This is a genomic window from Pseudoalteromonas ardens, from assembly GCF_030125445.1.
GTDB classification, from domain to species: Bacteria; Pseudomonadota; Gammaproteobacteria; order Enterobacterales; family Alteromonadaceae; genus Pseudoalteromonas; species Pseudoalteromonas ardens.
This window is the reverse complement of the sequence record NZ_JASJUV010000002.1, coordinates 325,170-351,644: the sequence shown is the minus strand read 5'-3', so window position 1 is coordinate 351,644 and position 26,475 is coordinate 325,170. Positions and strand designations below refer to the sequence as shown.

General features: G+C 46.4%; 21 protein-coding genes. 10 read left to right on the top strand and 11 right to left on the bottom strand.

The genetic code is table 11. From position 1 onward, the window contains the following. Window positions 1–28 precede the first annotated feature (28 nt). Window positions 29–883, bottom strand: a complete 855-nt coding sequence (locus tag QNM19_RS06565) for a fructosamine kinase family protein (protein WP_049864687.1) — start codon at window positions 881–883, stop codon at window positions 29–31. Window positions 884–1,018: 135 nt separating this feature from the next. Here QNM19_RS06565 and QNM19_RS06560 point away from each other — a divergent pair, with 135 nt between their 5' ends. Then, window positions 1,019–1,711 carry a DUF445 domain-containing protein gene (locus QNM19_RS06560; RefSeq protein ID WP_049864688.1) on the top strand — a complete coding sequence of 231 codons (693 nt, stop codon included), beginning with the start codon at window positions 1,019–1,021 and terminating at the stop codon, window positions 1,709–1,711. An 85-nt stretch (window positions 1,712–1,796) separates the two neighbouring features. Here QNM19_RS06560 and QNM19_RS06555 read toward each other — a convergent pair whose 3' ends face one another. Then, window positions 1,797–2,156, bottom strand: a complete 360-nt coding sequence (locus tag QNM19_RS06555; RefSeq protein WP_284026494.1) for a DUF3718 domain-containing protein — start codon at window positions 2,154–2,156, stop codon at window positions 1,797–1,799. Window positions 2,157–2,776: 620 nt separating this feature from the next. Between QNM19_RS06555 and QNM19_RS06550 the strand changes: the two genes are divergently transcribed. The 4 genes from QNM19_RS06550 (at window position 2,777) to QNM19_RS06535 (ending at window position 7,478) form a co-directional block, all read left to right on the top strand. Beyond that, complete coding sequence (locus QNM19_RS06550; protein ID WP_049864690.1) at window positions 2,777–4,159, top strand: amidohydrolase; 1,383 nt, start codon at window positions 2,777–2,779, stop codon at window positions 4,157–4,159. A 10-nt stretch (window positions 4,160–4,169) separates the two neighbouring features. Then, window positions 4,170–5,414: an amidohydrolase family protein gene (locus tag QNM19_RS06545; RefSeq protein WP_049864691.1), complete on the top strand. Its 1,245-nt coding sequence runs from the start codon at window positions 4,170–4,172 to the stop codon at window positions 5,412–5,414. 164 nt (window positions 5,415–5,578) lie between these two features. After that, the gene (locus QNM19_RS06540; RefSeq protein WP_049864692.1) at window positions 5,579–6,649 is read left to right on the top strand and encodes a sensor histidine kinase; all 1,071 of its coding nucleotides are present in this window, start codon (window positions 5,579–5,581) and stop codon (window positions 6,647–6,649) included. 4 nt (window positions 6,650–6,653) lie between these two features. After that, window positions 6,654–7,478: a LytR/AlgR family response regulator transcription factor gene (locus tag QNM19_RS06535; RefSeq protein WP_049864693.1), complete on the top strand. Its 825-nt coding sequence runs from the start codon at window positions 6,654–6,656 to the stop codon at window positions 7,476–7,478. A gap of 69 nt (window positions 7,479–7,547) precedes the next feature. On the opposite strand, the gene pyk is transcribed toward QNM19_RS06535, so the two are convergent. Next, the gene (pyk, locus tag QNM19_RS06530; protein ID WP_049864694.1) at window positions 7,548–8,981 is read right to left on the bottom strand and encodes a pyruvate kinase; all 1,434 of its coding nucleotides are present in this window, start codon (window positions 8,979–8,981) and stop codon (window positions 7,548–7,550) included. A 319-nt stretch (window positions 8,982–9,300) separates the two neighbouring features. Here pyk and gndA point away from each other — a divergent pair, with 319 nt between their 5' ends. Further along, window positions 9,301–10,674 carry an NADP-dependent phosphogluconate dehydrogenase gene (gene gndA, locus QNM19_RS06525; protein WP_049864695.1) on the top strand — a complete coding sequence of 458 codons (1,374 nt, stop codon included), beginning with the start codon at window positions 9,301–9,303 and terminating at the stop codon, window positions 10,672–10,674. A 68-nt stretch (window positions 10,675–10,742) separates the two neighbouring features. Here gndA and ansA read toward each other — a convergent pair whose 3' ends face one another. Both ansA and sppA read right to left on the bottom strand, forming a co-directional pair. After that, complete coding sequence (gene ansA, locus QNM19_RS06520; protein ID WP_049864696.1) at window positions 10,743–11,753, bottom strand: asparaginase; 1,011 nt, start codon at window positions 11,751–11,753, stop codon at window positions 10,743–10,745. Window positions 11,754–11,842: 89 nt separating this feature from the next. Beyond that, the gene (gene sppA / locus QNM19_RS06515; RefSeq protein WP_284026689.1) at window positions 11,843–13,714 is read right to left on the bottom strand and encodes a signal peptide peptidase SppA; all 1,872 of its coding nucleotides are present in this window, start codon (window positions 13,712–13,714) and stop codon (window positions 11,843–11,845) included. A gap of 241 nt (window positions 13,715–13,955) precedes the next feature. Here sppA and QNM19_RS06510 point away from each other — a divergent pair, with 241 nt between their 5' ends. The 3 genes from QNM19_RS06510 (at window position 13,956) to QNM19_RS06500 (ending at window position 17,392) form a co-directional block, all read left to right on the top strand. Then, window positions 13,956–15,917 (top strand): FAD-dependent oxidoreductase, encoded by a 1,962-nt coding sequence (locus QNM19_RS06510; RefSeq protein ID WP_284026493.1) that lies wholly within the window; start codon window positions 13,956–13,958, stop codon window positions 15,915–15,917. Window positions 15,918–16,059: 142 nt separating this feature from the next. Next, complete coding sequence (locus tag QNM19_RS06505; protein WP_049864698.1) at window positions 16,060–16,761, top strand: HvfX family Cu-binding RiPP maturation protein; 702 nt, start codon at window positions 16,060–16,062, stop codon at window positions 16,759–16,761. 82 nt (window positions 16,762–16,843) lie between these two features. After that, window positions 16,844–17,392 carry an NAD(P)H nitroreductase gene (locus QNM19_RS06500; protein ID WP_049864699.1) on the top strand — a complete coding sequence of 183 codons (549 nt, stop codon included), beginning with the start codon at window positions 16,844–16,846 and terminating at the stop codon, window positions 17,390–17,392. 267 nt (window positions 17,393–17,659) lie between these two features. Here QNM19_RS06500 and QNM19_RS06495 read toward each other — a convergent pair whose 3' ends face one another. Further along, window positions 17,660–20,227 (bottom strand): TonB-dependent receptor, encoded by a 2,568-nt coding sequence (locus QNM19_RS06495; RefSeq protein WP_049864700.1) that lies wholly within the window; start codon window positions 20,225–20,227, stop codon window positions 17,660–17,662. A gap of 141 nt (window positions 20,228–20,368) precedes the next feature. On the opposite strand from QNM19_RS06495, the gene QNM19_RS06490 reads away from it, so the two are divergent. After that, the gene (locus QNM19_RS06490) at window positions 20,369–20,893 is read left to right on the top strand and encodes a YaeQ family protein (protein ID WP_049864701.1); all 525 of its coding nucleotides are present in this window, start codon (window positions 20,369–20,371) and stop codon (window positions 20,891–20,893) included. Here QNM19_RS06490 and yfaE read toward each other — a convergent pair. The 5 genes from yfaE to ubiG all read right to left on the bottom strand — a co-directional run bounded on the left by yfaE (window position 20,885) and on the right by ubiG (window position 26,345). Further along, window positions 20,885–21,157 carry a class I ribonucleotide reductase maintenance protein YfaE gene (yfaE, locus tag QNM19_RS06485; protein WP_284026492.1) on the bottom strand — a complete coding sequence of 91 codons (273 nt, stop codon included), beginning with the start codon at window positions 21,155–21,157 and terminating at the stop codon, window positions 20,885–20,887. The two genes, QNM19_RS06490 and yfaE, sit on opposite strands and share 9 nt — an antisense overlap. Beyond that, on the bottom strand, window positions 21,157–22,287 hold the full coding sequence (nrdB, locus tag QNM19_RS06480; protein ID WP_049866281.1) for a class Ia ribonucleoside-diphosphate reductase subunit beta: 1,131 nt from the start codon (window positions 22,285–22,287) through the stop codon (window positions 21,157–21,159). The genes yfaE and nrdB overlap by 1 nt, the downstream gene beginning before the upstream one ends. 51 nt (window positions 22,288–22,338) lie before the next feature. Beyond that, window positions 22,339–24,624, bottom strand: a complete 2,286-nt coding sequence (gene nrdA, locus QNM19_RS06475; RefSeq protein WP_049866282.1) for a class 1a ribonucleoside-diphosphate reductase subunit alpha — start codon at window positions 24,622–24,624, stop codon at window positions 22,339–22,341. A gap of 366 nt (window positions 24,625–24,990) precedes the next feature. Further along, the gene (locus QNM19_RS06470) at window positions 24,991–25,638 is read right to left on the bottom strand and encodes an HAD family hydrolase (RefSeq protein WP_049866283.1); all 648 of its coding nucleotides are present in this window, start codon (window positions 25,636–25,638) and stop codon (window positions 24,991–24,993) included. Beyond that, complete coding sequence (ubiG, locus tag QNM19_RS06465) at window positions 25,635–26,345, bottom strand: bifunctional 2-polyprenyl-6-hydroxyphenol methylase/3-demethylubiquinol 3-O-methyltransferase UbiG (RefSeq protein WP_284026491.1); 711 nt, start codon at window positions 26,343–26,345, stop codon at window positions 25,635–25,637. The genes QNM19_RS06470 and ubiG overlap by 4 nt, the downstream gene beginning before the upstream one ends. Window positions 26,346–26,475: the final 130 nt, after the last annotated feature.

The window sequence follows — 26,475 nt, the reverse complement described above, 5'->3', positions numbered from 1 at the left end:
ATTGTGGAGTATTACAGTAAAGTTGCAGTTATTTGCAAAGGTCGTCGATGTGATTGGCGGCCTGCTTCAGGTAATCCCCTGCGAACATATTTGCGTGGCATAGCAAAGGGTAGAGTTGATAGATACGTCGGCGGTCTTCATACCCTTCCATTCTTGGGTAAACACTATCATACCCTTCATAAAATGCATGTGGCAGAGGCGCAAAGAGTTCGCTGGATGCGAGATCTATTTCTCTGTCGCCATAATAACAAGAGGGACAAAATAAACAGGGTTTACCCTGGGAAAAGGCGATATTGCCACGCCAAAAGTGGCCATGTAGTAAAGATGGCGCAACTTGATGTGGCAACATGGGTTTAATACGTTCAACAAACTGGTCGATATCGACCAGTTTGATCCCTTTTTCCGCCAATAGCTGTAATTGCCAGGCGATCCGCTCTTCGGCAAAAAATACTTCCCATTTTTTATGCCACTGGTTTGGCTGAGCCAAATCGAAAAAGTAGTTATCCTCTTCCAGCCCATACATTTTCTGTTCGTGGCGAGCATGGAGCTTGGCAAGTGTGGTGCCACAGGTATACCAATCTTCGAGCTCTCCTGACGTCTCGAGCCATTCAAGCACCAAAAAGCAAAACTCAATGCTTGAGCCGATGGTGATGGTGTCGGCAACCAGAAAGTCGCTGTCCCGGATCAGTGTGTCATGATTGCGGGCTTCGCACTCAAAGCGTTCCAGCGCCTGAATATGATCTACCTTAACCAGGTAGCAGTGATGATCATTCTCGATTTTAAACAACCGAGCGTGCGCATTGCAGGGCAATTGCGTTTTACGGGTAAACTCGAAATGTTCATGAATTGCATCACTGATATACTGGTTTACGAGATTCCACATAGTCCCGCCAAGGTTTGAGTACCACACATAGTCTAAACTATGGTCGATTTTTGCTATAACACAAATACTTGTAGAGAGATTTAAATTCACTACAATATGCGGCCGGGCAAAATACTCAGATCATAAGAGGCACTGATGAGTAAAAGTTTAGCGACGAATATCCTGGCCGCTGTGGTTGTACTGCTTGGCTGGTTATTAGAGAACGATGTGTTATGGACTATGGGCTTATTTGCCTTATCAGGGGCTGTGACAAACTGGCTTGCAATACACATGTTGTTTGAGAAAGTGCCGGGTCTCTATGGGTCGGGCGTGATCACTATTAAATTTAAAGAATTTAAAAGCGCCATTCGTAAACTGATACTCGAAGAGTTCTTTAACGAAGATAAGTTGCGTAGTTTCGCACAAAAAAATGAGATTCAGCTGGATCTGAAGCCAGTCATTACGCAAACCGACTTGTCACCTGCATTCAATAAACTGGTACAGGTGATTGAGGCTTCTCAGTTTGGGGCGATGTTGGCCATGGTGGGCGGCAAAGAAGCGATTGAGCCGATGAAAGACAGCTTCACCGATAAAATGAAAGAAGCCTTGTTTGAAATCAGTGAAGGGGAAGAGTTTCAACAGCAGCTCTCTGGACTGCTGAGCAGCGGGCAGTCGGTTGATGCTGTGAAAGTAGCCATTGAACATGCGGTTGAAGAGCGTTTAGAAGAACTCACACCCGCGATGGTAAAAAGTATTGTTCAGGACATGATCCACACGCACCTTGGCTGGCTGGTGGTTTGGGGTGGTGTCTTCGGTGGCCTGTTTGGGCTTATCGCAGCTTTGGTCTAAAGGGCATTTAGATTGAAAACCATTTATATGGACGCATCGTGCTAGGTAGTAGCTGTTGACGATGCGCCGAATGGATGACTGACACTTATCTGGAACCAGAAATGACGATTGTCTGTGTGTTTTCGGTCATCGCAATGTCTGTGATTGATGTGTCAGTGGTAAAGTCGATATTCAGCAGCCCCGCAGTTTTATGCAGGCCAAATTTTTTGGCGAACTGAGGCACTGGCATATCGTTGCAGGTGAGTTTATTGGCAACAATAGAGCGGCTGATCCGATGCTCCGTTAGTTCTTTAATTAAAGTCAGACGGTGGTTAGTTCCCACTGCGACACATAGCTGTGTCGCGATGCTGTTGTCTGCTCCTACAAATTCTACTTCTCCTGCGCTGGCAGTCAGGCTGGTGGCCAATAGCAGGGGGGAAAGCACTAAAGTCGCGGCAAGTTTCATGATCTTCTCCAGATTTATACAAAGCTCACAACAAGTATTGATGTGAATGTTGCAAAATGCTGTAACCGTGAAATAACCGAATGTAAGTAACTATGTCTGCTGTAAAAATGCTAAGTAACAAATTGATTTTAATGCTATAGTTGTTTCAGGCGTAAGAGAATAATATGTTTTGTCAGGGCAATTTTTTTTCGATTAACTATTTTTCTTTGTTTCATTATAGTGATGTTTTCCTTTAATTGAGCTTAGATTAATACCTGTGTCAAAAGTATGTCGATACTTCTCTGGTTGTGACTGCAATACAGGTTTGTCGACATTGCATACTGCCGACAATATGCGCAGTACTGAGTTTGCAACACTTCTAAGAGTAGCGCCTGAGTTCGCTGCATTGATGTATAAAAAATAGCTGCTGCTCAGGCGGATATGCTTGATTCTATGATTGCCATTAGAGCCCACAGCAGGTGGTTTAAAGTCAGCGTAGTCTCTATTGCAGGGAGAAAACTCGAAATGTGCAGATGGCCGAGCTATATTGTGAACTGTCGAAACTTAGTTGCAATTTTACGTCAATTGTAAGCCAATACTCTGCGGGGTGATCAATCACGCAGAAAAATAAGAGAAATATGATGCAAAAATTCAAGCCGACGGCGATTGTACTTGCATTAAGTACAGTTCTTTTAGGGTGCCAGGACAAAGGCCCTCAGAAAGAAAAAGTCACCATTGATAAAAATCCATACCCAAGTACCTACCAGCCGCATAGTTCAGGCTCTACTTTAATTACCAATGCAACTGTACTGACTGGTACAGGCGAGCTGTTGGAAGACACGGATGTATTGCTTAAAGACGGCAAAATCAGCCAGGTAGGGAAAGACCTGTCCGCTCAGGCTGACGTGACCATAGATGCTCAGGGCAAATGGGTCACACCAGGTATAATCGATGTACATTCACATCTGGGTGCCTATCCAAGCCCTTCTGTAGAGTCTCATGCCGATGGTAACGAGATCACTAAGCCAAATACTGCCCAGGTATGGGTTGAGCACTCAGTTTGGCCACAGGATCCGGGTTTTAACCGGGCGCGTGAAGGCGGGATCACCACATTACAGATCCTGCCTGGTTCTGCCAACCTGTTTGGTGGTCGCAGTGTCACGCTGAAGAACGTGCCATCACCAACGATGCAAGGCATGAAGTTTCCGGATGCACCCTATGGTCTGAAAATGGCTTGTGGTGAAAACCCGAAACGTGTTTATGGTGGTAAGGGTGTCGCACCTTATACGCGCATGGGTAACATGGCGGGGTATCGTGCCGCCTGGGCTGAAGCGACCGAATACAAACAGGCATGGGAACAGTATGACGCGGCTTATGCGGCAGGGCTGAACCCGGATGCACCAAAACGTGACATTCGTTTGGATACGCTGCGTGGTGTGTTGGACGGCGAGATCCTGATCCACAATCACTGTTATAAAGCAGAAGAAATGGCAATGATGATCGACCTCTCTAAAGAGTTCAATTATCATTCGGGTACCTTCCATCATGGTATTGAAGCTTATAAAGTCGCTGATCTGCTCGCAGAGAATGGCAACTGTGCCGCATTGTGGCCGGATTGGTGGGGCTTCAAAATGGAAGCATACGACATGGTGCCGGAAAACGTTGCAATCGTGGATGCCGTTAAAAATTCATGTGCCGTTGTTCACTCTGATTCAGACACCACAATCCAACGTTTGAATCATGAAGCTGCCAAAATCATGAATACTGCGAACCAGGCCGGGTTCTCGCTTAAAGAGCAAGATGCAATTAAGTGGATCACCTATAATGCGGCTAAATCGCTCGGTATCGAAGAGAAAACCGGGTCGGTCAAACAAGGTAAGCAAGCGGATATAGTTATCTGGGACCGCAATCCATTTAGCGTTTATTCTAAAGCCGAAACCGTATATATCGACGGTGCCAAAGTATATGACCGCTTCGATGAGAAATATCAGGCGGTGAGTGATTTTATGCTGGGTCAGCGCTAAGGAGTAAATGATGAATAAGTTTAAGATTTCTTTATTGACTAGTGCACTGCTGGCGTCTTCCGCCGCATTTGCTCAGATTACGGCGATCACCAATGCTAAGGTTCATACCTTGACTGACGCGGGTACCCTGGAAGGGGCGACTGTGGTAATTGAAAATGGCACTATCACTGCGATTAACCCAGCGAGTGTCAAGGCCGATGTGACGATTGATGCAAAAGGCCGAGTTTTGACGCCTGGTTTTATTGGCTCAATGAACCAGCTTGGACTGGTTGAAGTGAGCGCTGTGGCCGGCTCCAGAGATGCAGGTGATGATAAAGCTGACGTGGACTTTGATGCCAGTCCGGCATTCAACCCGCGTTCGTCACTGATCCCATATGGTCGCAAAGGCGGTATCACCCAAAATGTGGTTGTGCCACATGGCGGAAAAAGCATTTTCGAAGGGCTAGCCTTTGTAGTGGACCTATCCGGTGAGTTTAACAGTGTACTGAAAACGCGTACTGCGTTGTTGGTGGACATGGATGCAAGCGGCAGCGGGTCGCGTGCAATGAAATACAAAACCCTGACAGAGAAGCTTGAAGGCCAACAGCAAAAGCTGTCTGAGAAGGGCAAGAAAGACGACAAGAAAGCGGCGAAAAAGCCAAGTCAGGAAGAGCAGATACTGACCGCAGTATTGAAAGGTGAAATGCCAGTTGTTGTGGAAGTAGAGCGCGCGTCTGACATTCTTGAAGTACTGAAGGTGAAAGAGCAGTTTGGCCTTAACCTGGTTCTTTGGGGCGTAAACGATGCTGTTTTGGTCAAAGAGGAAATCGCGAAGGCGAATGTTCCTGTGGTCATCAGTGCGGTGTCTAACCTGCCTACCAGCTTTAGTTCATTACATGCTGATCTGACTAACGCGGGTGAACTTGAACGTGCTGGCGTAAAAGTGCTGTTGTCTGGGTTTGCATTTGAGGGGGCGCACAATTTGTATCAGTTGCGCTTTGATGCGGGCATCGCCGTTGCACATGGTATGAGTTACGAAGGGGCGCTAAAAGCGGTCAGTAGCAATATCGCAGATGTATTTGACCTGGATGGCGGTAAGATTGCTTCAGGTCAGCGTGCCGATTTGGTGCTTTGGAGCGCCGACCCATTTGAGTTTACTACTACCTTAGATAAACTCTGGATCAATGGTGAAGAAGTGAGTACAGAATCTCGCCACGATAAATTAAGAGACCGCTACACCACAGACTCAGATATGCCTCGCGCGTATACTAAGTAACCAAGATATCGACAAAGGCCCGTCAGGGCCTTTTTTATTGCCTAAAAATCCAATTTTTGCTCTGTAAATTTGCGTTTAACCGTTAAAAAAGTAAGACCGCTGGCGCTGTTGAATGGGGCTGCCATAGGATATAATTTGGCTAAGTCTTAAGAGGTTATAAACGTTTGAAGTGGCAAGCTCTGGTCGATAATCGACAGCGATTTTTCTGGGTTTTACAAATTGCAGGCTGGATAGGCTATGCATTGGTAAACTACATAGGTTCAAAAGTATTCGAAATGCGCGATATTTACGTTTTTGTGATCGTGCTCAACGCCTATGCCGGTTGTCTGATGACAGTGCCATTGCGTTATCTCTATCGTAAAGTATGGAACGCAAAGCCATTATTGCTTATCTTTGTGGTTTTTAGTACCTCTTATCTGACAGGAACACTGTGGTCTGTCGTTCAAAAGTTTAACATGTGGGAGATTTACCGGCATGGATACAGGCCCGAAGAGTGGTATTACTATCTTCAGCAAGGTTTAGACTCCGTTTACATCATTTTGTGTTGGAGTGGCTTGTACTTTGGTATTAAGTACTATCAGCTACTGCAAAGTGAACGACAAAAGGCACTGAAAGCCAATACGATGGCCCATGAAGCACAGCTTAAAATGCTGCGTTACCAGCTTAACCCTCACTTTCTGTTTAATACACTCAATGCAATTTCAACACTGGTATTGGTTGAAGAGAACAAAGACGCTAACCAGATGGTGTCCAGGCTGAGTGATTTCCTGCGCTATACGCTAAACACAGATCCGATAAAAAAAGTACCGCTTGAACAGGAGTTACATGCACTCAAGCTGTATCTGAATATAGAGAAGGTGCGCTTTGATGAGCGTCTGGAAGTGGCCTTCGATATCACTGAAGAAGCTAAGCAAGCATTGGTGCCTAGTTTGATCATGCAACCGTTAATTGAAAACTCTATCAAATATGCTATTGCGCATATGGCCAGTGGTGGCAAAATCGAGATAAGAGCTCAGGTTTTTGCCAATGAGCTATTGTTAGAGGTGTGTGATAACGGGCCGGGTGCGTCCATAGAAAATGGTCAGTTGAGTAATGTTCAGGGGGTTGGTATTGCTAATACCCAGGACAGACTAAGAACATTATACGAAAACAATTATTCATTTGTGCTCGCGCACAATACGCCTTCTGGATTGAAGGTGAATATACGAGTTCCTTTTGAAAAGGCTGAGAAGTAAAGTAATGAGCAAAATCAGAACGCTAATAGTAGATGATGAGTCCCTAGCCAGAAAAGGCCTGGCTGTGCGCTTAAAACAGATAGAAGACATAGATGTTATCGAGTTGTGCAGCTCAGGGGAGCAAGCGCTTGAGTTGTGCGCCAGTCAGCAAATCGATCTGGTATTCCTCGACATTCAAATGCCAACCATGAATGGGTTTGAAGTGGCCAGAGCGCTCAGTGAGAGTGTTAAGCCATTGCCAGCCATCGTGTTTGTCACTGCTTTTGATCATTATGCAGTAAAAGCCTTTGAAATTCATGCTTTAGATTACATCCTAAAGCCCGTAGATGACAACAGACTAAAACAGGCGGTTGAAAAAGTGCATAGCTATTTGAAAACACAACAAGATAATGCTCACAAGAAAAAGCTCGCCAGCTTCGTTGCCGGTATCACAGGCAATAACTGTGAAGAAATTCTGCGTAAATTGGCCACTGGTGACACCATTGAAGACAAAAAATATCCGGAGTCTATCGCGGTAAAAGAGCAGGGGGAAATTATTCGTGTTTCTGCCGCTTCTATCCAGTGGATTGATGCTGCGGGAGATTATATGTGCTTGCACTGCTCTGACGGACAAACTCATATTTTGCGTAAAACAATGAAGGAACTGGAGCAGGAATTAGACCCTAAATTGTTTGTGCGTGTTCATCGTTCAGCCATCGTAAATACCAAGCAGATCAGTAAACTGGTTACGCAAAGTAGTGGCGAGTATTTATTGGTGTTAGAAAATGGCCAGGAGCTCAAAGTAAGTCGAAGCTACCGTGATAAAGTAAAAGCTGCATTGGCCAGCTAATCACTTCTTTGCTGTTTATTTGAGAGGGAAGGATTATCCGGGCAGCGATGCCACCCGGATGTAGACTTTCTAAACGGTGACAATTTTCATTGTATTGGTTGCACCAATGGTTTCCATTACGTCACCGTGAGTCAGGATCACCGTATCGCCTTGTTCCAGCGCACCTGTTTCGACCAGAGTATTTAGCGCATCGCGAACGGTTGATTCTTCATTACACCGAGTAGAATCAAAATGTACCGGATAAACGCCCCGATAAAGCGCTGTCTGGCCTAATGTTCTGGCATGTCGTGAAAGTGAATAGATTGGCAAGCCAGAACTAATTCTCGACATCAATTTCGATGTATTCCCCGACTCAGTCAGTGCGACGATGGCTTTTACTGAAGTCAGATGATTTGCTGCATACATAGCAGACAGGGCAAGTGTCTCTGACGTGTCGGTAAACATGCTGTCCAGACGGTGCTTTGAAATATGGGTTTGTGGCTGTGATTCAGCACCAAGACAAACACGCGCCATCGTTGCGACGGTTTCTTCAGGATAGTCACCAGCCGCTGTTTCTGCTGATAACATAACAGCATCAGTACCATCCAGTACGGCGTTCGCCACATCCATGACTTCAGCGCGGGTTGGCATCGGGTTATCTATCATAGATTCCATCATTTGCGTTGCAGTGATTACTGTTCTGTTTAATGAACGTGCACGGCTAATGATTTGCTTTTGCTTACCGACTAAGGCTGCATCACCAATTTCGACACCCAGGTCTCCACGTGCAACCATCACAGCGTCTGAGGCCAGCACAATGTCGTCAATCGCTTCAACTGAATCAACGGCTTCTGCACGTTCGATCTTAGCCAGTAGTTGTGCGTCTGACCCTGCTTTTTCAGCAAGGCCCCGAACGTAGCGCATGTCGTCGCCGCTGCGCGGGAATGAAACGGCAATATAGTCAACGCCAATTTCAGTCGCAGTAAGTAAATCTTCTTTGTCTTTTTCGGTAAATGCAGGGGCAGTCAGACCACCGCCTAATCGGTTGATCCCTTTATTGTTTGACAGGACTCCGCCGACGGTAACTGTACAGTGGACTTTATTGCCCGCAACGCTATCTACCGTTAACTGGATAAGCCCATCGTTCAGCAGAAGTAAATCGCCCGCATTTACATCATTTGGTAGTTCTTTGTAATCAATACCAACAGACTCGAGGGTGCCTTCACCTTTTTCAAGTTCAGCGTCCAGAGTGAATTTAGCACCTACTTCCAGGTTAACTTTACCGTCTTTGAATGTAGAAACACGAATTTTGGGTCCCTGCAAATCAGCCAGAATTGCGACGTGTTTGTTCAATTTTTTTGCAATTTCCCTGACGGCTTCTGCACGGTCTTTATGATCCTGTGCGACACCATGGGAGAAGTTCAAACGAACAACGTTTGCACCTGCGCGAATGATTTTTTCTAAGTTATTATCTCTATCTGTAGCTGGCCCTAGTGTTGCTACGATCTTTGTGCGTCTAAGCATCAGGTTCTCCTGTTGACTTGTCTCGGTGACTTTATCTGGATAACTTGCTGGGTTTTAAGAAAGAAATATCTTATAGCCCTTTTTAACATGCAAATTAAATTATATGATCTATATGAACTGATTATGACACCGGTGTCAGGTGGCGTCAATCACGACTTTTTGTCAAGAACATGCCGTACTTATCTAAAATTGATTGATTTACAATCAGGTAGACGGGATCAGTGAGGTCAGTTGAACGCTTTATATCCGACTCAGCTTGGGTATAATGACGGTACGCTACCGAAAGACTATTGAATTTGTTACCGAGGAGGAAAACTTAATGCAAGTTGCATTAGTTGGTTTGGGTGTGATGGGGAAAAACCTCGCGCTAAATCTTATAGAACAGGGCATGACATTAGTTGCCTATGATAAAAACCCGGACGCGGGTGCAGAACTATTGAGTTGTGCGCAGTCGTCGGGGATTGCCGAGCGCCTTCACATTGTTTCCGATCTTGCTGACATGGTTAAGCGGTTGGATACGCCAAGGTCTGTTTTGCTTCTGGTACCGGCTGGTGAGCTGGTTGATAAGGTGTGTCAGGATTTAATTGAAGCGGGTGTAGAAAAAGGCGACATCATTGTTGATTGTGGCAACAGTAACTACAAAGATGGTATTGCCCGCAAACTTAAGTATCAAAACAAGTTCGAATTTGCCACGATGGGAATTTCGGGTGGCGCAGAAGGGGCCCGACACGGACCTGCCATGATGGCCAGTGGTTCAGAAGGCGGCTGGGAGCGCTTAATTCCTTGGTTTGAAAAAGTAGCAGCTACACATAATGGTGAGTCTTGCTTCGCACGTGTTGGTCAGTCGGCCAGTGGCCATTTTGTGAAGATGGTACACAATGGCATTGAGTATGCCTTGATGCAGCTTATCGCAGAGATGTATCAGTTGTTACGCATTGGTACCGGCCGCTCCCCAGCTCAGGTCGCAGAGGTGTTTAAAAGTTGGTCTGAAGGGCCGCTTAACAGCTATCTGCTCGCAATTTCAAGCCATATCTTGAGCCTGGAGAGCGATCAGAATGAACCTATGGTTGATCTTATCGACAATAAAGTGGGCGCGAAGGGAACTGGCCTCTGGACTGCACAAAATGCGCTTGAGCTTGGCATTGCGGTTCCTTCTTTGGTTGCCGCCGTGCAAGCCAGACACTTAACCAACACCATAGATACACCAGCAGCGAAAGAAATGACGTATGCCCAGCGTGCAACTAACAGTGTTGACCTGGATTTGGATGAACTTAAAGATGCCTTCTATTTTGCCAGCCTGCTTTGTTATCGCCAGGGCTTGGCACTTATCAAAGGCGCTTCCAGATCCCATCAGTGGAAAGTTGATCTGGACAAAACACTTCAGACATGGCGTGCGGGTTGTATCATCAGAGCGGATTATCTGGACGATATTGCTAAAGGTGTTGAGTTCCTGGATACACAAGAAGGGCCTGCTAATGCTTTACGTAAAATTGCTGGTCAGGCAATTCAGAGTGGCCTAGCGTTCCCTGTATTGGCTTCAACACAAACATACATCGCTACACTGAGCACGCCAAGTAATGGCCATTTAGTTCAGGCACAGCGAGATTATTTCGGTGAGCACGGGATTAAGACCCACAGTGGTGAGTCTTGTCACCTGACCGACTTAGCTGAAATTGACGCGAAAGTCAGATAATTTGTCTGATCAAATAAAAAAGCCCGGGACGTAAGCCCGGGCTTTTTTTATATGTACGATGATGAGATTTACCGAGTCAGCTCACCGCGTAGATTGTCCTGCATCAGGTGGCGTACGGTTTCTAGTTCGAGGCCCTGGCTAAATAAGTAATGTAGTTTTGTCAGGCAGGCTTCCAAGGTCATGTCGTATCCGCTAATGACACCACAGTTGAGCAGGGCATTACCTGTCGCATAGCCACCCATATTTACCTGACCCTGAATACACTGGGTTAAATTAACGATCACGACGCCTCTGTCCGAGGCTGCTTTAAGGGCATCCAGAATGTCCTCTTGCTGAGGTGCATTGCCGACACCAAAGCTCAGCAAAATAAGGGCTTTGATATCGCTCTGCAGGACGTTGGTCACCATAGTACTACTGATACCTGGATACAGGTGCAGTACGCCGATGGGCTGTGATGCAATGGGCGTGACGCGCAAGGCTTGATCCACGTATGGACTAAGTTGGCCTTCGAGTAATTGAATATTAATCCCAGCCTGAGCCAAAGGGGCCATATTGGGAGAGGCAAAGGCGTCAAATCCGTCAGCATGCGCTTTGATGGCACGATTACCCCGAAATAGCTTGTTATTAAAAAACAAGCTTACTTCAGCAATAGGGTAGTTGGCGGCGAGATACATAGCATTAAGCAAGTTGACCTGGCCATCAGAGCGAAGTTGTGACAGCGGAATTTGTGAACCTGTGATAATGACAGGCTTGGTCAGATTTTCGAACATAAACGACAGAGCCGAAGCCGTGTAGGCCATGGTATCTGTGCCATGTAGTACGACAAACCCATCGTACTCTTCGTATTTACTCTTAATGTCGTCGGCTATCAGCTGCCAGTGTTGTGGCGACATGTCAGATGAATCGATCAGTGGGCAGTATTCATGAATGTCGAACAGGGGCATCTCTTCTCGGGTAAATTCAGCATTACTTTTTACTGTCTCGGTCAGATATCCAGCAACAGGTACGTATCCCCGGCTGGATTGCTTCATGCCAATTGTGCCGCCTGTATAGGCAATATAGATTTTTTTTCTTTTCATTCTGGTACCTAAAAAAAAGCCCGGATCCTAGTCCGGGCTAATTATATCAACTGCAGCATCACAATGCAGTCAAATCATTGAGACATTCCTTACTCACCCACGATGCAGGTGGTACACAAGGTATAGATATTGTTAGGATCATTAAACTGTGTGATCATCGCAGCACTTTGCTTAACCTGATAGAAAAGCTGGTTGAGTCCTTCATGAGCAATCGGATTTAATGACAGCGTGGTATCATCTGATACTGAAAGCAATGACTGTACAGTCGCTGAGCCGAAAATATCCTGTAGCAGCTGCTCTTTTTCTGACAGGGTTTGCTCAACAGTATAGACATCGTAATGTTCAAGGTTGGCCATTTTCGCCGCCGCTTCAATCGCCTGCTGTTTGGTACCAAGCTGGTCGATAAGCCCAAACTCATGTGCCTGAGTAGCAAGCCAAACCCGGCCTTGCGCGACATCATCTACATCAGAGACTGGCAGGTTACGGGAATCTGCTATCACTGAAATAAACTTGTTATAAGCATCTTCCACGCCCATTTGCAATACATCCGCAAACTTAGGATCCAGGCCACGGGATATAGAGGACGACTTAAGTTCAGTTGTTGCCACACCATCTGAATACACGCCTAATTCTTTCAGCGAATTCTCAAAAGTTAAAATGGTCCCAAAGACACCAATAGACCCTGTAATGGTACTGGGTGAGGCCCAGATTTCGTTAGCAGATGCCGCAATCCAGTAGCCGCCTGACGCTGCCACCGAGCCCATAGACGCAATCACAGGTTTTCCGGCGGCCTTGATGGCCAGTACCTCGTTACGAATGACTTCGGAAGCAAACATGCTGCCGCCACCAGAATCAATCCTCAACACCACAGCCTTAACTTTGTTATCCAGTCTTGCTTTGCGTAGCAGAGCCGCTGTTGAGTCACCGCCTATCATACCGGCTTTACGTTTGCCGTCGACAATCGTGCCTTTCGCAACCACTACGGCGACTTTTTCGGTAAATGGATTCGGGCCAAAATCGTGCGACGCGGTACTTGCATAGTAGTCTTCGAACGAGACTTGCTTGAAGCGTTTGCCATTGTTCTGAGTGCCGACCAGGTCAATCATTTTTTGGTTGAATTCCTGATCTGTTTCAAGTGAATCAACCCAGCCATATTTTAAGGCAAATTGCGCAGAGTCGCCGGTAACCGAGGCCATTTTATCTACATATTGCGTGAGCGTTTCGTCAAAGTTGGCAAGTTCAAATCCTCGCTTGCTTGCCACGTCTGTTTTATACTGAGACCACAAAGTGTTAAGCCAAAGTTTGTTGGCTTCTTTCGCGGCCGCAGACATATCATTACGAATGAATGGCTCAACTGCTGATTTATAGGTGCCTACCCGGAAAATGTGTTGGGTGACCTTAAGCTTTTCCAGTGCTTCTTTAAAGTACATTGGGTATGAGCCATAGCCACTGATGTTAATGCCGCCATACGGGTGAACAGACACCTCATCGGCGTGAGCGGCCAGGTAATACTGAGACTGACTAAAATAGGGGCTATGCGCAAAGACCTTTTTGTCTGACTCTTTAAATAATTCAATAGCACTTGCAATATCACGTAGCTTATCCAGGTGTGCATAGTGCATATGACGCAAATCCAAGTACAGTGCTTTGATGCGTGGGTCGCGGGCTGCTGTATTGATGGTGTCGACAACATCGTCGACCAGCATTTCTTTGGGCAAGTCTTGTTTACCGAAGACGTCGCCCATCGCTGCGTCTATTGGGTCAACATAAGTCAGCTGCTCAACCAGTTTTCCAGACAGGTTCAGGCGCAATACGCTGTCCTGAGCTACCTGAGGTTGCTCCTCTGTTGAGAAAATACCGATCATTGCCGCAATAATCAGGAAGAAGAACAAAAAGTTGAGGATCAGGCGGCGCGAAAAGTTTATCGCGTGCCAGATCCCAAGAAAAAATTTACCGATCAATTTCAAAGCTATACCTCTGAATGTCTTAGTGGAATGTACTCACTGTTAATCATAACTTAGTTGCCGCAGCGTCGTTAGAACAAAAACGTAACTAAGTATTTATTTGGCGATGATGGGCCAAAAATCAATCACTTTTCTATCATTGAATCGTATTTAACAGAAATTAGTCGCGGTTTTTGCTTGCGAAAAAATATAAAATCGTTAATGTTCACAGGTAAGACCAGTTACATTGGGGCACGCAATGTTAGAACAAAAATTACAATTGAAGAACACAGATTTGCGAAATCGCTTGGTCATGGGCTCGATGCACACAGGCCTTGAAGAGGGGTGGCATAACAGGAAACGGCTCAAAGCGTTTTATGAAGAGCGCGCGAAAGGTGGGGTAGGCCTGATCATCACCGGTGGGTATAGCCCAAACCTGCGTGGCAAACTCACGCCGATTTCTTCTTCATTTAATAGCCGCTATGACATCATTAAGCACCGCGCATACACCGATGCTGTCCATGCGCATGGCGGTAAAATCTGCCTTCAGTTATTACATGCAGGGCGCTACGCATATCACCCGTTTAATGTTGCACCCAGTGATATTAAAGCACCCATTAATCCATACACGCCAAAATCGATGTCCTTGAGTATGATCCGCAATACCGTCAAAGACTTTGCTAAATCGGCCAAAATGGCAGAAAAAGCGGGCTATGATGGGGTTGAAATCATGGGCTCTGAAGGTTATCTGATCAACGAGTTTATGGCTGAGCATACCAACAAACGCCAGGATTTATATGGTGGAACGCTGGAAAATCGCATGCGTTTGGCGGTTGATGTGGTACGCGCTGTAAGAGAAAAGGTATCCGCTAAATTCATAATCGTGTTCCGACTGTCCGTTATGGATCTGATCCCCAATGGTTCGACAGCAGAAGAAGTCACGCTCCAGGCCAAAGCTTTGGAAGAAGCCGGTGTCGATATTCTAAATACCGGCATTGGCTGGCACGAAGCGCGCGTCCCGACGATTGCCAGCATGGTACCCGCCGGTGCGTTTCGTGAAGCGTCAAAACGTCTAAAAGACGTGGTCGACATTCCAGTCGTGGCTGTGAACAGAATTAACACACCTGAACTGGCTAATGACATTCTGAGCCAGGGCGAGGCCGACCTGATCTCCATGGCACGGCCATTACTTGCGGATCCAGAATTCTTTAATAAGTATGCTGAAAATAAACCTGAACAGATCAATATTTGCATCGGCTGTAATCAGGGGTGTCTTGACCACGTGTTTAAAGGTAAGCGGGCAACTTGTCTGGTTAACCCACAGGCCGGCTATGAGCTGGATTATCCACTGGAGCGCACCAACAGCCCTAAGCAAGTGCTGGTTGTGGGCGCTGGGCCTGCAGGCCTGTCTGCCAGCTGCTATCTGGCTAAGAAAGGACACAAAGTTACACTGATTGATAAGAACGAACATGCCGGAGGTCAGTTCAATCTGGCAATGCGCATACCAGGTAAGGAAGACTTTAAATACACCTTAAATTACTTCCTGAAGGAAGTCGCGCGTCTGGGCGTGACCATGAAGCTGGGTTGCGAGTACGAGTCGTCTATGGCTCAGTCTTATGATGATATTGTCTTCGCAACGGGTGTAAGCCCCAGACAGTCCAGAATAACTTGCAGCGATGGCAAACGTGTTTTTGCTTACGATGAAGTGATCCGCAAAGAAGTTGAACTCGGAGACAAAATTGCGATCCTGGGTGCTGGTGGTATTGGTTTCGACATGGTCGCTTTTCTCGCTGAGCAGGCGGATCAGAGTATCGATGAGTTCAAAGCGCAGTGGGGGATTGAATGCCAGCCGTCAGATACCGCAACTGGGAAAAAACTTTACATGCTTAAACGCAGTGAAGGACGCTTTGGTAGTAACTTAGGTAAGACAACGGGGTGGATCCACCGAGCTGTTGCCAAACATCACAATGTTGAGCAGATTGCCGAGTGTGAGTATATCTCGTTTGACAGCAAAGGCTTGTTGGTTAAGCAAGCGGGTAAAGAGCGTGTGCTGGACGTGGACACGGTTGTGGCCTGTATCGGACAAACCTCTAACGATGCGTTGTTTGACAAAGAGGCTATGCCAGCGAATCAGTATGTGATTGGCGGAGCCAAATTGGCATCAGCCATTGATGCTAAACGGGCTATCTATGAAGCCCTTCAGGTTGCCAGAAAAATATAATCGTTCCAGGACAGACAAAGCACGGGCATGCTTGTTGGGCATATCACCCGTGTTTTGTGCTATTTAAAACCATACTATTTGCAATAAAAAACGGTGATTTAAGGTCTACACTCTATAACATCAGTTATAACAGACTTTATTTATGTTTAAATCACTCTACTCCTTTTATCGTACCTTTCTTAATAGATTAGCCTTGCTCGACGGTTTGGCGCCGTTGATGCTCAGGTTGATCCTGGCACCGGTCATGATCATAGCCGGTTACAGCAAACTAAACCTCGCCAACCCTGATATTACTGGCCTGTCGCGCTTGCTGGCCGATGAGAATGTGGTGGCCTGGTTTGGTAATTCAGACTGGGGGCTTGGTTTACCGGCACCCGATTTGCTGGCTTTTCTGGCGGGCTGGACAGAGTTTCTCGGCGGCTGGTTGCTGTTAATTGGCTTGGCCACACGTTTGGTGTCCATCCCACTTGCTGTGACCATGTTCGTCGCTGCAACTCAGGTGCATTGGCATAACGGCTGGTTTTCCGTCGCCCCCAGTAATCCGGATACCAGTGCAGCACAGGTTTTTGCCTGGTTGGGCAGCGATGCTGCGAAGCAGAGTCTGGAAGCCAGTACAGAAGTCGCTGATCGGTTGTCGCGTATCAAAGAGATCGTTGCAGCGAATGGCCTGCCGGAATATCTTTATGAGTATGGCAATCCGGTGATCCTGAACAATGGTATTGAATTCGCGGCTATCTATTTTGCGATGTTGATAAGCCTGTTGTTTACCGGAGGTGGACGCTACTTTAGTGTGGACTATTGGGTTCGAAAGCCACTGGAACCTGAGCAAAATTACTTGCCGTAAGCGGTTTTTGAAAGCAGACACTAAACTTTTGCGTCGGTGTCGCGTTAGAATAGGGTACTAACAGAAATTTATGGAATTACAAATGGATGCCATTGAACTATTAACAACGCGACAATCCGACAGCAACTTGTCATTCCCTGGCCCTGATGCGGCTCAACTGGAAGTAATAAAAAAAGCAGCCCTTAAGGTGCCGGATCACGGTGGATTAAAGCCGTGGCGCTTTATTTTGGTTGAGGAACACGGCAGAGAGAAACTGGGCGAGATCTTTTATCAGGCTGCGATTGAGGAGCAACAAGAGCAACGCATCATCGACCGTGCGAAATCTTTGCCTGAGCGTGCCCCTATGCTGGTTATCGCGGTTTCTCCTTATATGGAACATCCAAAAGTGCCCAGAATTGAGCAAGTAGAGAGTGCAGCCTGTAGCGTATTTGCAATGCAGCAGGCGGCCTTTGCTCAGGGCCTGTCTGGCGTCTGGAGAACGGGTTACTTTGCACAAAGTAGCTCAGTGAAGCGCCAGCTGGGATTGAATGAACAGGATGAAATCGTCGGTTATCTGTATCTGGGTACACCCACCGTACACTGTACTAAACCTGTCAGACACCAGCCTGAAGACTTTTTTACTCAATTGTAACCCTTGCAGCCAGCCGCATTTTCTAACGTTGTTAGGCGAATACATTATCAAAGTCGGTTGGTTCGACGCACAGCTTGATAGGGCCTGTATGGTGCGCATTGGTCGCATTAAATCGTGTGAGTGTGCAGGCCTTCTAAACCGGTTCTAACGGTGCTTATCATTATGGCAGGGCTAATAAAGAAAATGCCGCTTTGCAGCGGCATTGGGCTCAGATAGGAACTGTTTGTCTTTTGCTATTAGCTAACAAGAAAAACAGAGCCTACAAACTTAGAAGTAACCACGGATCCCTAACTTGAAGTTACGTCCTGGCAACGGGGCCTGCTCTTTGATAAATGAGCTGTGTACAAAGCCAAGTTCATCGGTGATGTTGTCGACATTCACATAACCAACCAGATCCACTCCTGACAGACTAAAGTCATAACTGAAGCTGGCATTTAGTAAAGTATAGCTGTCGGTTTTTGTTTCTGACTGCGCTAACTTGTCCTGTGTCATGTAGTGCGTGGCGCTCAGCTCTGCTGCAAAATCTTCAAGTTCAAAGCGGTAGCTCGTACCCAGCTTATTAGCTGGAATACGTGGCAGATATTCGCCCGAATCTAATTCTGCTCTTAGGTGGTCACCATAGACTTTAATGCGGTTACGTGCATCGATCTGATAGTGGGCGTCAAATTCAAACCCATATAGTTCAGCATCGGCACTTTCAAATTGATAAACGGGCAGGGCACCATCATGATGGTGGTCAGCCAGTTCAATGCCGTGTTCACCGGTATACATGTAGCCGGTATTACGCTGATAATAGTAATTCGAGACATCATTGTAGAAGAAGTTTACTGTGTAACCAAAATCGCCAATGAAACGTCTGATGCTGATATCCAGATTGGTCGATCTTTCCTGTTCAATATGCTCAGGCTCGAAGTGTACTTCATCACCTTCGATATGGTAGCCAAGGCCCAGCTCATAAGTAGAGGTGGCGATGTGCAGGCCATTTGATAGCAGTTCGGCTGTCAGAGGTGCACGCTCTGAGCGAGACAGGTTAACGGCAACATTGTGACCTTCAGCATAATCATACACTGCGCCAATTGAGGCACTAAAGTTAGTAGTATCCAGTGTATAGTCGATGACCTCGGCCATGTGTTCATCTTCATGACCTTCATGCTCGTGGTCATGCTCGTCGTGACCGTGGTCATCATGATCATGCTCGTCATGGCCTGACGTAAAGTTGCTAGACAATGCGAAGTCTTCAACACGTGCACCCAGCTCTAAAGTTACATCACCAAAACGGCGCTCTTCAAGCACGTAGAATGCATGTGTTTTCGTGTTAGTCGCTGGGGTGAACGCTTCTGCGCCCTCAGCGGCGTAGTCACTGTCAGAGAAGTGATAACCGATAATGCCGTGCCACTCGCCCAATCTATGCTCGATATTGGTTCTCAGTTCAGTTGTTTCGTTAGTGAACGTTGTTCCAACTGCACCATGTTCAATTTCAGAGTGCTCATAATCGGTAAAACCTGCGCGCACCTGAATAGACTCTATCCAGTTGTTATGCAATGCATAGTTAAAGAGTGCCTGCCATCTGTCTTGTTTAACACGAGCGAAGACAGCTTCTTCTTCTGCGCCATGTGCGTGGTCGTGCTCGTCTTCGCTATGTTCATCATGGTCGTCATGATCATGTTCGTCGTGGTCATGCTCATCATGGTCGTGTTCATCATGATCATCGCCGTGATCGTGATCTTCATGAGAGTGGGCAGGGATCCCGTAGTCGGTTTCAATACGGCCGTAAGACAAGCCAACCGTCAGGTGATCGCCAACGAAGCTGGTACCAATATTAAATTGCTCAGAGTCGATAAAGGTATTGGCAACACGTTCTGCGTACTCAGTTTCGCCGTGTGCTTCTTCCCCATGCTCGTCTTCACCGTGCTCATTGTGACCATGTTCTTCATGTTCATCATGACCATGTTCGTCGTGATCATGGTCGTCATGTTCTTCACCTGGCAGGGCAAAACGCGGTGTTTCATAGTCGCCGCCTTTACGCGTTACCCCATCAAAGTGGAAATTAAAGCCGTTGTTACCTGCTTCAAATAATGCAGCGACTGTATTGGTATTTGAATTGGTGTCGTGGCTGAACTCCGCTGCGCCCTGAACTCCTTCAATCACATCAGTCGGGATACGGTTATCTACCACATTAACTACACCACCAATAGCGCCTGAACCATAGAGTAATGTAGCAGGGCCGCGCAGTACTTCAATTTGCTGTGCAGCCAGAGAATCGTTGGTATTGGCGTGGTCAGGACCGACGCGAGATGCATCACTGCTGTCCAGACCGTTTTGGGTAATTTTAACGCGTGGACCATCTAAACCACGAATGATCGGGCTTGATGATACAGGTCCAAAATAACTGGCGTTAATGCCTGGCAGTTGTTTGAGTGTTTCACCCAGTGTTGGCTTGGCGCTGTTTTTCAGCTCATCACCACTTAAAACGGCGACAGGAGAGGCCATTTCGATGTTACTTTTGTGCAAAGCAGAGGCGTATACCACGACGCTCTCAACTGAACTTGGTGCCAGCTTAACGGTCACATAAGGCGAGTCCGGAGTAACATCAATGCGCTCATTGATAAAGTTGTCTTTACTGACATGCAGCTGAGCGGCTTGATCGACGTTAATGCTAAATTGACCGTTAATATCGGTTTTAACGGACTGTGATTTACCGTGCAAATGCACCGTTGCATTAGGAACTGGCTGATTATTGGTATCCAGCACTTTACCTTTTAATTGTGCGGCAGAGGCCTGCGAGGAAAAAATTGCGCTGGTTATGGCAAAAGTAATCAAAGACTGCTTAAACATAGTACTCATTCTGAATTGTTTATACTTGCAATAATATAACACCGCATTATTGCGGTATCAATGATGTTATACTATCTCTTTAAGTTTGCATTATTTTGACGGCTTAATATAGTTAGTTTGATAGGTTCAGGTACACATATCATGACTGATCTCTTTGTTTTTAAGGTGCGAATGAATATTGCAGACTTGTTTCATCGCTCACATCATCAGGAAGTGTTCACTGCAGCGCTGCAAAAAGCTGAAACACTGGAGCATTTTGTGTTAAAGCTGATAGGGTTTTGCGGTCTGTCTTACTTAGATAGCGTGCACTGGCTGGGCGTGAGAGAGAAGCATCAGCCAGACGTGTGGCTAGAGAATGCGCAGGGGCAAGTAGACGTTGCAATTTATGCTGGGGAACACAGCCTGAGTGAACTGCAAAAGTATCGTAAACAAGCGAATAAGGTGGTTTTTCTGGTGTCTGACGCTGATGCCTGGTATGCAGAACTGGCACCTCATCTGATAGCGTTACAGGGTATCAGTATTTTTTCACTGTCCGCAGACTTTGTGAGTCAGTTGGCCAGTGTTTTATCGCGTAGCCTGCATTGGGACGTTATCATAGATAATGGGGTGATCAGCGTGAGTGACAAAGTGGATTACTATCAAAGTGAGATCATTAAACTACACTAGCTTAATGATCACATCGGTAACTGGCTGGCTGCAACAGAGCAAAACCTCTCCGTCGCGGACGAACGCCAAAGGCTCCTGATTGTAGGCTATCTTTCCCCGGCAGAGCTTAGCGCGGCACGCACCACAAAACCCTTCTCTGCACTGATAGGCAACTTCAACCTGATTGGCTTCAAGCGTTGCAAGGAGTGAAGGGGAGTGAGCCGCGTGGAGGAGCGGCTCTTTGTTAGGGTCAAGAAAGATTTTTTTGACTGGCCTGTCTGTCATTACAGGTCAAAGTCACCAAAGTCAGACGCATCGACTTCTGCATCAATCTGACCTACCAGGTATGAGCTGATCTCGGCCTCTTGTGGCGCAACCTGAACGTTGTCAGACACTAACCAGGCATTGATCCAGGGAATAGGGTTACTGTTGCTTTCAAACTGTGCAGGTAAACCGACAGCAGTCATGCGTACGTTAGTGATGTATTCAACATACTGACACAGGATGTCTTTGTTCAGGCCAATCATAGAGCCATCTTTAAACAGGTATTCTGCCCATTCTTTTTCCTGCTCAGCGGCTTCTACAAACATCTGGATCGCTTGTTCCTGACATTGTGCAGCGACGATCGCCATTTCTGGGTCATCTTTGCCATCTTGCATAATGTTGAGGATGTGCTGAGTACCAGACAAGTGGAGTGCTTCGTCACGGGCGATCAACTTGATGATCTTGGCGTTACCTTCCATGAGCTCACGTTCTGCGAATGCAAATGAACAGGCGAAGCTCACATAAAAGCGGATCGCTTCCAGGATGTTCACCGACATAATGCAGAGATAAAGCATTTTCTTCAGCTCAAACAGATTAATGTGCACTGTTTCGCCGTTGATTTCGTGCTTGCCTTCGCCGTACAGATTGTACAGAGAGACCTTTTCGATCAATGCGTCATAATGCTTAGTAACTGCCTCTGCACGTTCACTGATCTTATCGTTTTCGACGATGTCGTCAAAAATTAGCTCAGGTGATTTAGTGACGTTGCGAATGATATGTGTGTAAGAGCGACTGTGGATCGTTTCACTGAAAGCCCAGGTCTCAATCCAGGTCTCTAACTCTGGGATTGAAACAATAGGGAGCAAAGCAACATTGGGAGAGCGCCCCTGCACACTGTCTAACAGCGTTTGATACTTTAGGTTACTTAGAAAAATGTGTTTCTCGTGCTCTGGTAACGCCTGGAAATCCAATCTGTCTTTACTGACGTCGACCTCTTCAGGGCGCCAGAAAAAAGACAGCTGCTTTTCGATCAGCTTTTCGAAAATAGGGTATTTTTGCTGATCATAACGGGAGACATTAACAGATTGGCCGAAAAACATCGGCTCCTGCAATTGATTGTTGTGGGTTCTGTTAAACGTAGAATACGACATAGATAATTCTCGACACCAAAAAAGAGCGGGTAAATTACCCGCTAACTATGATTAGATTTTACAAGCGCCGCCTGCACAATCATCGTCTTCAGCCTCAGGCTTCATTTCGTCCTGAGCATCCGATGCACCGTCACGGGTGTTGTGGTAATACAAGGTTTTTACGCCCAGCTTGTATGCGGTAAGTAAATCTTTGAGCAACAGCTTCATAGGCACTTTGCCACCTTCAAACTTAGTCGGGTCGTAGTTGGTATTTGCCGAAATAGTTTGGTCAACAAACTTTTGCATAATACCGACCAGGCCTAAATAGCCATCGTTTGAAGGGATATCCCATAATAGCTCGTAGTTGTCCTTCAGTCGCTCGTACTCAGGCACTACTTGCTTAAGGATACCATCTTTACTGGCCTTAACGCTAATGTGGCCGCGTGGAGGCTCAATGCCATTCGTTGCGTTAGAGATCTGAGAAGACGTTTCAGATGGCATCAACGCAGACAAAGTCGAGTTACGCATACCATATTGCATTACGTCCTGACGTAATCCGTCCCAGTCCAGGTGCAGAGGCTCGTTACAGATACCGTCTACATCTTTTTTGTAGGTATCGATTGGCATAATGCCTTTTGCGTAGGTTGTCTCATTAAATTTAGGACAAGCACCACGTTCCTGAGCCAACTTGTTAGATGCTTTCATCAGGTAATACTGAATGGCTTCGAATGTTCTGTGGGTTAGGCCATTAGCGCTGCCATCTGAGTACTTAACGCCATTTTTTGCCAGGTAGTAGGCAAAGTTGATGACACCGATACCCAAAGTGCGACGACCCATAGTGGCATTTTTTGCCGCTGGAACAGGGTAGTCCTGGAAGTCCAGCAAGTTGTCCAGAGCTCGAACAGCCAGCTCAGCAAGCTCTTCCAGTTCATCCAGGCTGCTAATAGCGCCGAGGTTAAACGCAGACAGAGTACACAATGCAATCTCGCCTTCTTCATCATTAACATGACTTAGCGGCTTGGTTGGCAGTGCAATTTCCAGGCACAGGTTAGACTGGCGAATAGGGGCAACTTTTGCGTCAAACGGGCTGTGTGTATTACAGTGGTCAACGTTTTGCAGATAAATACGACCAGTACTCGCGCGTTCCTGAGCAAACATAGAGAATAGCTCAAGTGCTTTAATGCGCTTCTTACGGATTGATTCATCCTGCTCATACTGTACATACAGACGTTCGAACTTTTCTTGATCTTCGAAGAACGCGTCGTACAAACCAGGTACATCTGACGGGCTGAACAAAGTGATGTAATCGTCTTTGATTAAGCGAGCGTACATCGTTTTATTGAACTGAACACCGTAGTCGAGGTGTCTTACACGGTTTTCCTCAACACCTCGGTTGTTCTTCAGAACCAGCAGGTTCTCCACTTCCAGGTGCCATAAAGGGTAAAATAGTGTCGCAGCACCACCACGAACGCCCCCTTGAGAGCAGCTTTTCACGGCTGTCTGGAAGTGCTTGTAGAATGGAATACAGCCTGTGTGGAATGCTTCACCATTGCGGATAGGGCTACCTAGAGCACGGATCCGACCTGCATTAACACCGATCCCGGCGCGTTGGCTAACGTACTTAACGATAGCAGACGATGTTGCGTTAATAGAATCAAGGCTGTCTGCCGTTTCAATTAGTACGCATGAGCTGAACTGACGAGTCGGTGTACGTACACCCGACATAATTGGCGTTGGCAGTGAAATCTTAAACTGTGAAACCGCGTCGTAGAAACGCTTGATATAATCAAGTCGCGTTTCTTTCGGATAATCTGAGAATAAGCTGGCTGCAACCAGAATATACAGGAACTGAGCGCTCTCATAGATTTCGCCAGTCACCCGGTTTTGCACCAAGTACTTACCTTCTAGCTGTTTGACGGCGGCGTAACTAAACGACATATCACGATCATGCTCCAGGAAGTCGTTTAGCTGCTCATATTCTTCTCGAGTATAATCAGTCAATAAACCTGCATCATAGCGCTTGTCTTCAACCAGCTTAGTCACATGATCGTACAAATGAGGTGGCTCAAACTGACCGTAAGCCTTTTTACGCAAGTGGAATACTGCCAGGCGCGCTGCCAGATATTGATAGTCTGGCGTATCTTTCGAAATTAGATCAGCGGCGGCTTTAATGATGGTTTCATGGATGTCTTCGGTGCGAATACCATCATAAAACTGAATGTGAGATTTAAGCTCTACCTGAGAAACAGACACATTATTCAGGCCTTCAGCAGCCCAGTTTATCACTCGATGAATTTTATCTAAATCAAGCGGCTCTTTACGGCCGTTGCGTTTACTGACAGATAATTGTTGGTTCATAGCTACGCCTGTATTCCCCCGGAATGCGGTAATTGTCATCGCATATTCATAATTGCTTAGCATTTCACCACTATATATGGTGTCCGCTAGAAAGAGGATCACAAGATAGTGGGGTTATCGCTATTTTGCAATAGAGCAACTTTCTATGGATTGTGGATAACATAGGGATAATATTTTTATGTTAGCAAACACTAACCTTCTGCTATCCAACATGGCTGCAAGCAAAAAAAAATCAACTCACGACAATCGATTTTTCTCTTTTTTTAAGAAAATTTTGCAAACTGCACGACTGTTTTTTTTCTGTGCAAAATTGTTCTCAATATAGTTCACAACACTACATATAGTGGCATTTTTTAATCAATGCCACTAAATATACGAAATGAGTGATTCTGGGTTAGTAAGATTCAGATCCGCAGACCAACTTTGTGCCTCTTCCAGGGATGGAATGAAGCCCCACAAGGCGGCGGCTGATCGCATTCCTGCCGCTTTTGCCGCTGCAATGTCGCGTTCAGCATCTCCAATATAGGTACACCTGGTGGGATCTACGCCCAATTGTTTAGCGGCAAGTAAGAGTGGCTCAGGGTGTGGTTTAGCAACTTCCAGGGTGTCGCCGCACACCACAACCTCAATGCCCTTAAGCGGGCCGATCTGGGCCAGCAGGGGTAGGGTAAGAAAAGTGGGCTTATTGGTCATAATCGCAATTTTAATTTCCCTGCTCTGTAAGGCTTGAAGCAAAGCTTCAATACCTTCAAAGCAGCGAGAGTGAACAGCAATGTGTTGTTCGTAATAATCCAGCAGCTGTTGCTTTAAAGCTGAAAAGTCGAATTTGCTGAGCTGTTCTCCAAAGCCGACTTCCAGCAGCGCCTTTACACCATTGGAGATGGCCGGACTGTATACCGTACGCGGTACCTCGGCCATTTCGTGCTGTTGTAAAACGTGATTGAGTGCGGCGCCCAAATCATCACTGGTATTGAGCAGGGTGCCGTCGAGATCAAATATTACTGCCTGTGTCATGCGAGTTTCTCAAAGTGGAGGAGGTAATTAACACTGACGTCATTAGTCAGCGTAAAGGTTTTACCGAAGGGGTTATAATTGATACCGGCAGCGCGGCGCACTTTCAAGCCTTCAGCTTCGGCCCAGCCTATCAGGGTAGAGGGGCGGATGAACTTGTTGTGGTCGTGGGTGCCCGGAGGTACCATCTTCAACACTCGCTCAGCCGCAACAACGGCAAGCAAAAATGCTTTGTGAGTCTTGTTCAATGTAGAGAAGAACACGTCGGCGCCCGGTTTTGCTGCTTTTGCAACAGCTGCAATAATAGAAGCTGGATCGGGCACGTGCTCAAGCATTTCCATGCAAGTGACGACATCAAATTGTGCGCTATGATGTGCGGCAAATTCTTCTGCTGATACCTTGCGGTAATCAATGGCAACACCTGCTTCCAGTGCATGTAGTTTAGCAACATTCAGTGGTTCCTGCCCCAGGTCGATACCATGCGCTTTGGCGCCCATTTTTGCCATACTTTCTGTCAAAATACCGCCACCACAACCGACATCGAGTACTTTTTTGTCAAACAAACCACCACACCGATCGTTGATAAAGTCTAGTCGTAACGGGTTAATGTCATGCAGTGGTTTAAATTCACCTTCGCGATCCCACCAGCGTTCAGCAATCTCTTCAAACTTTGCAATTTCACTTAAATCTACATTTTGATGTTCGGTCATAAAAAACTTCCTCGTTGAACTGAGCGCATTCTATCGGTATTGGATGAAATTTCCGAGTCATTTAGCCACTGCATTAGCCCAGAAACTATGATAGTATCCCCAGTCGAACTAATAATAATTGAACCTTTTG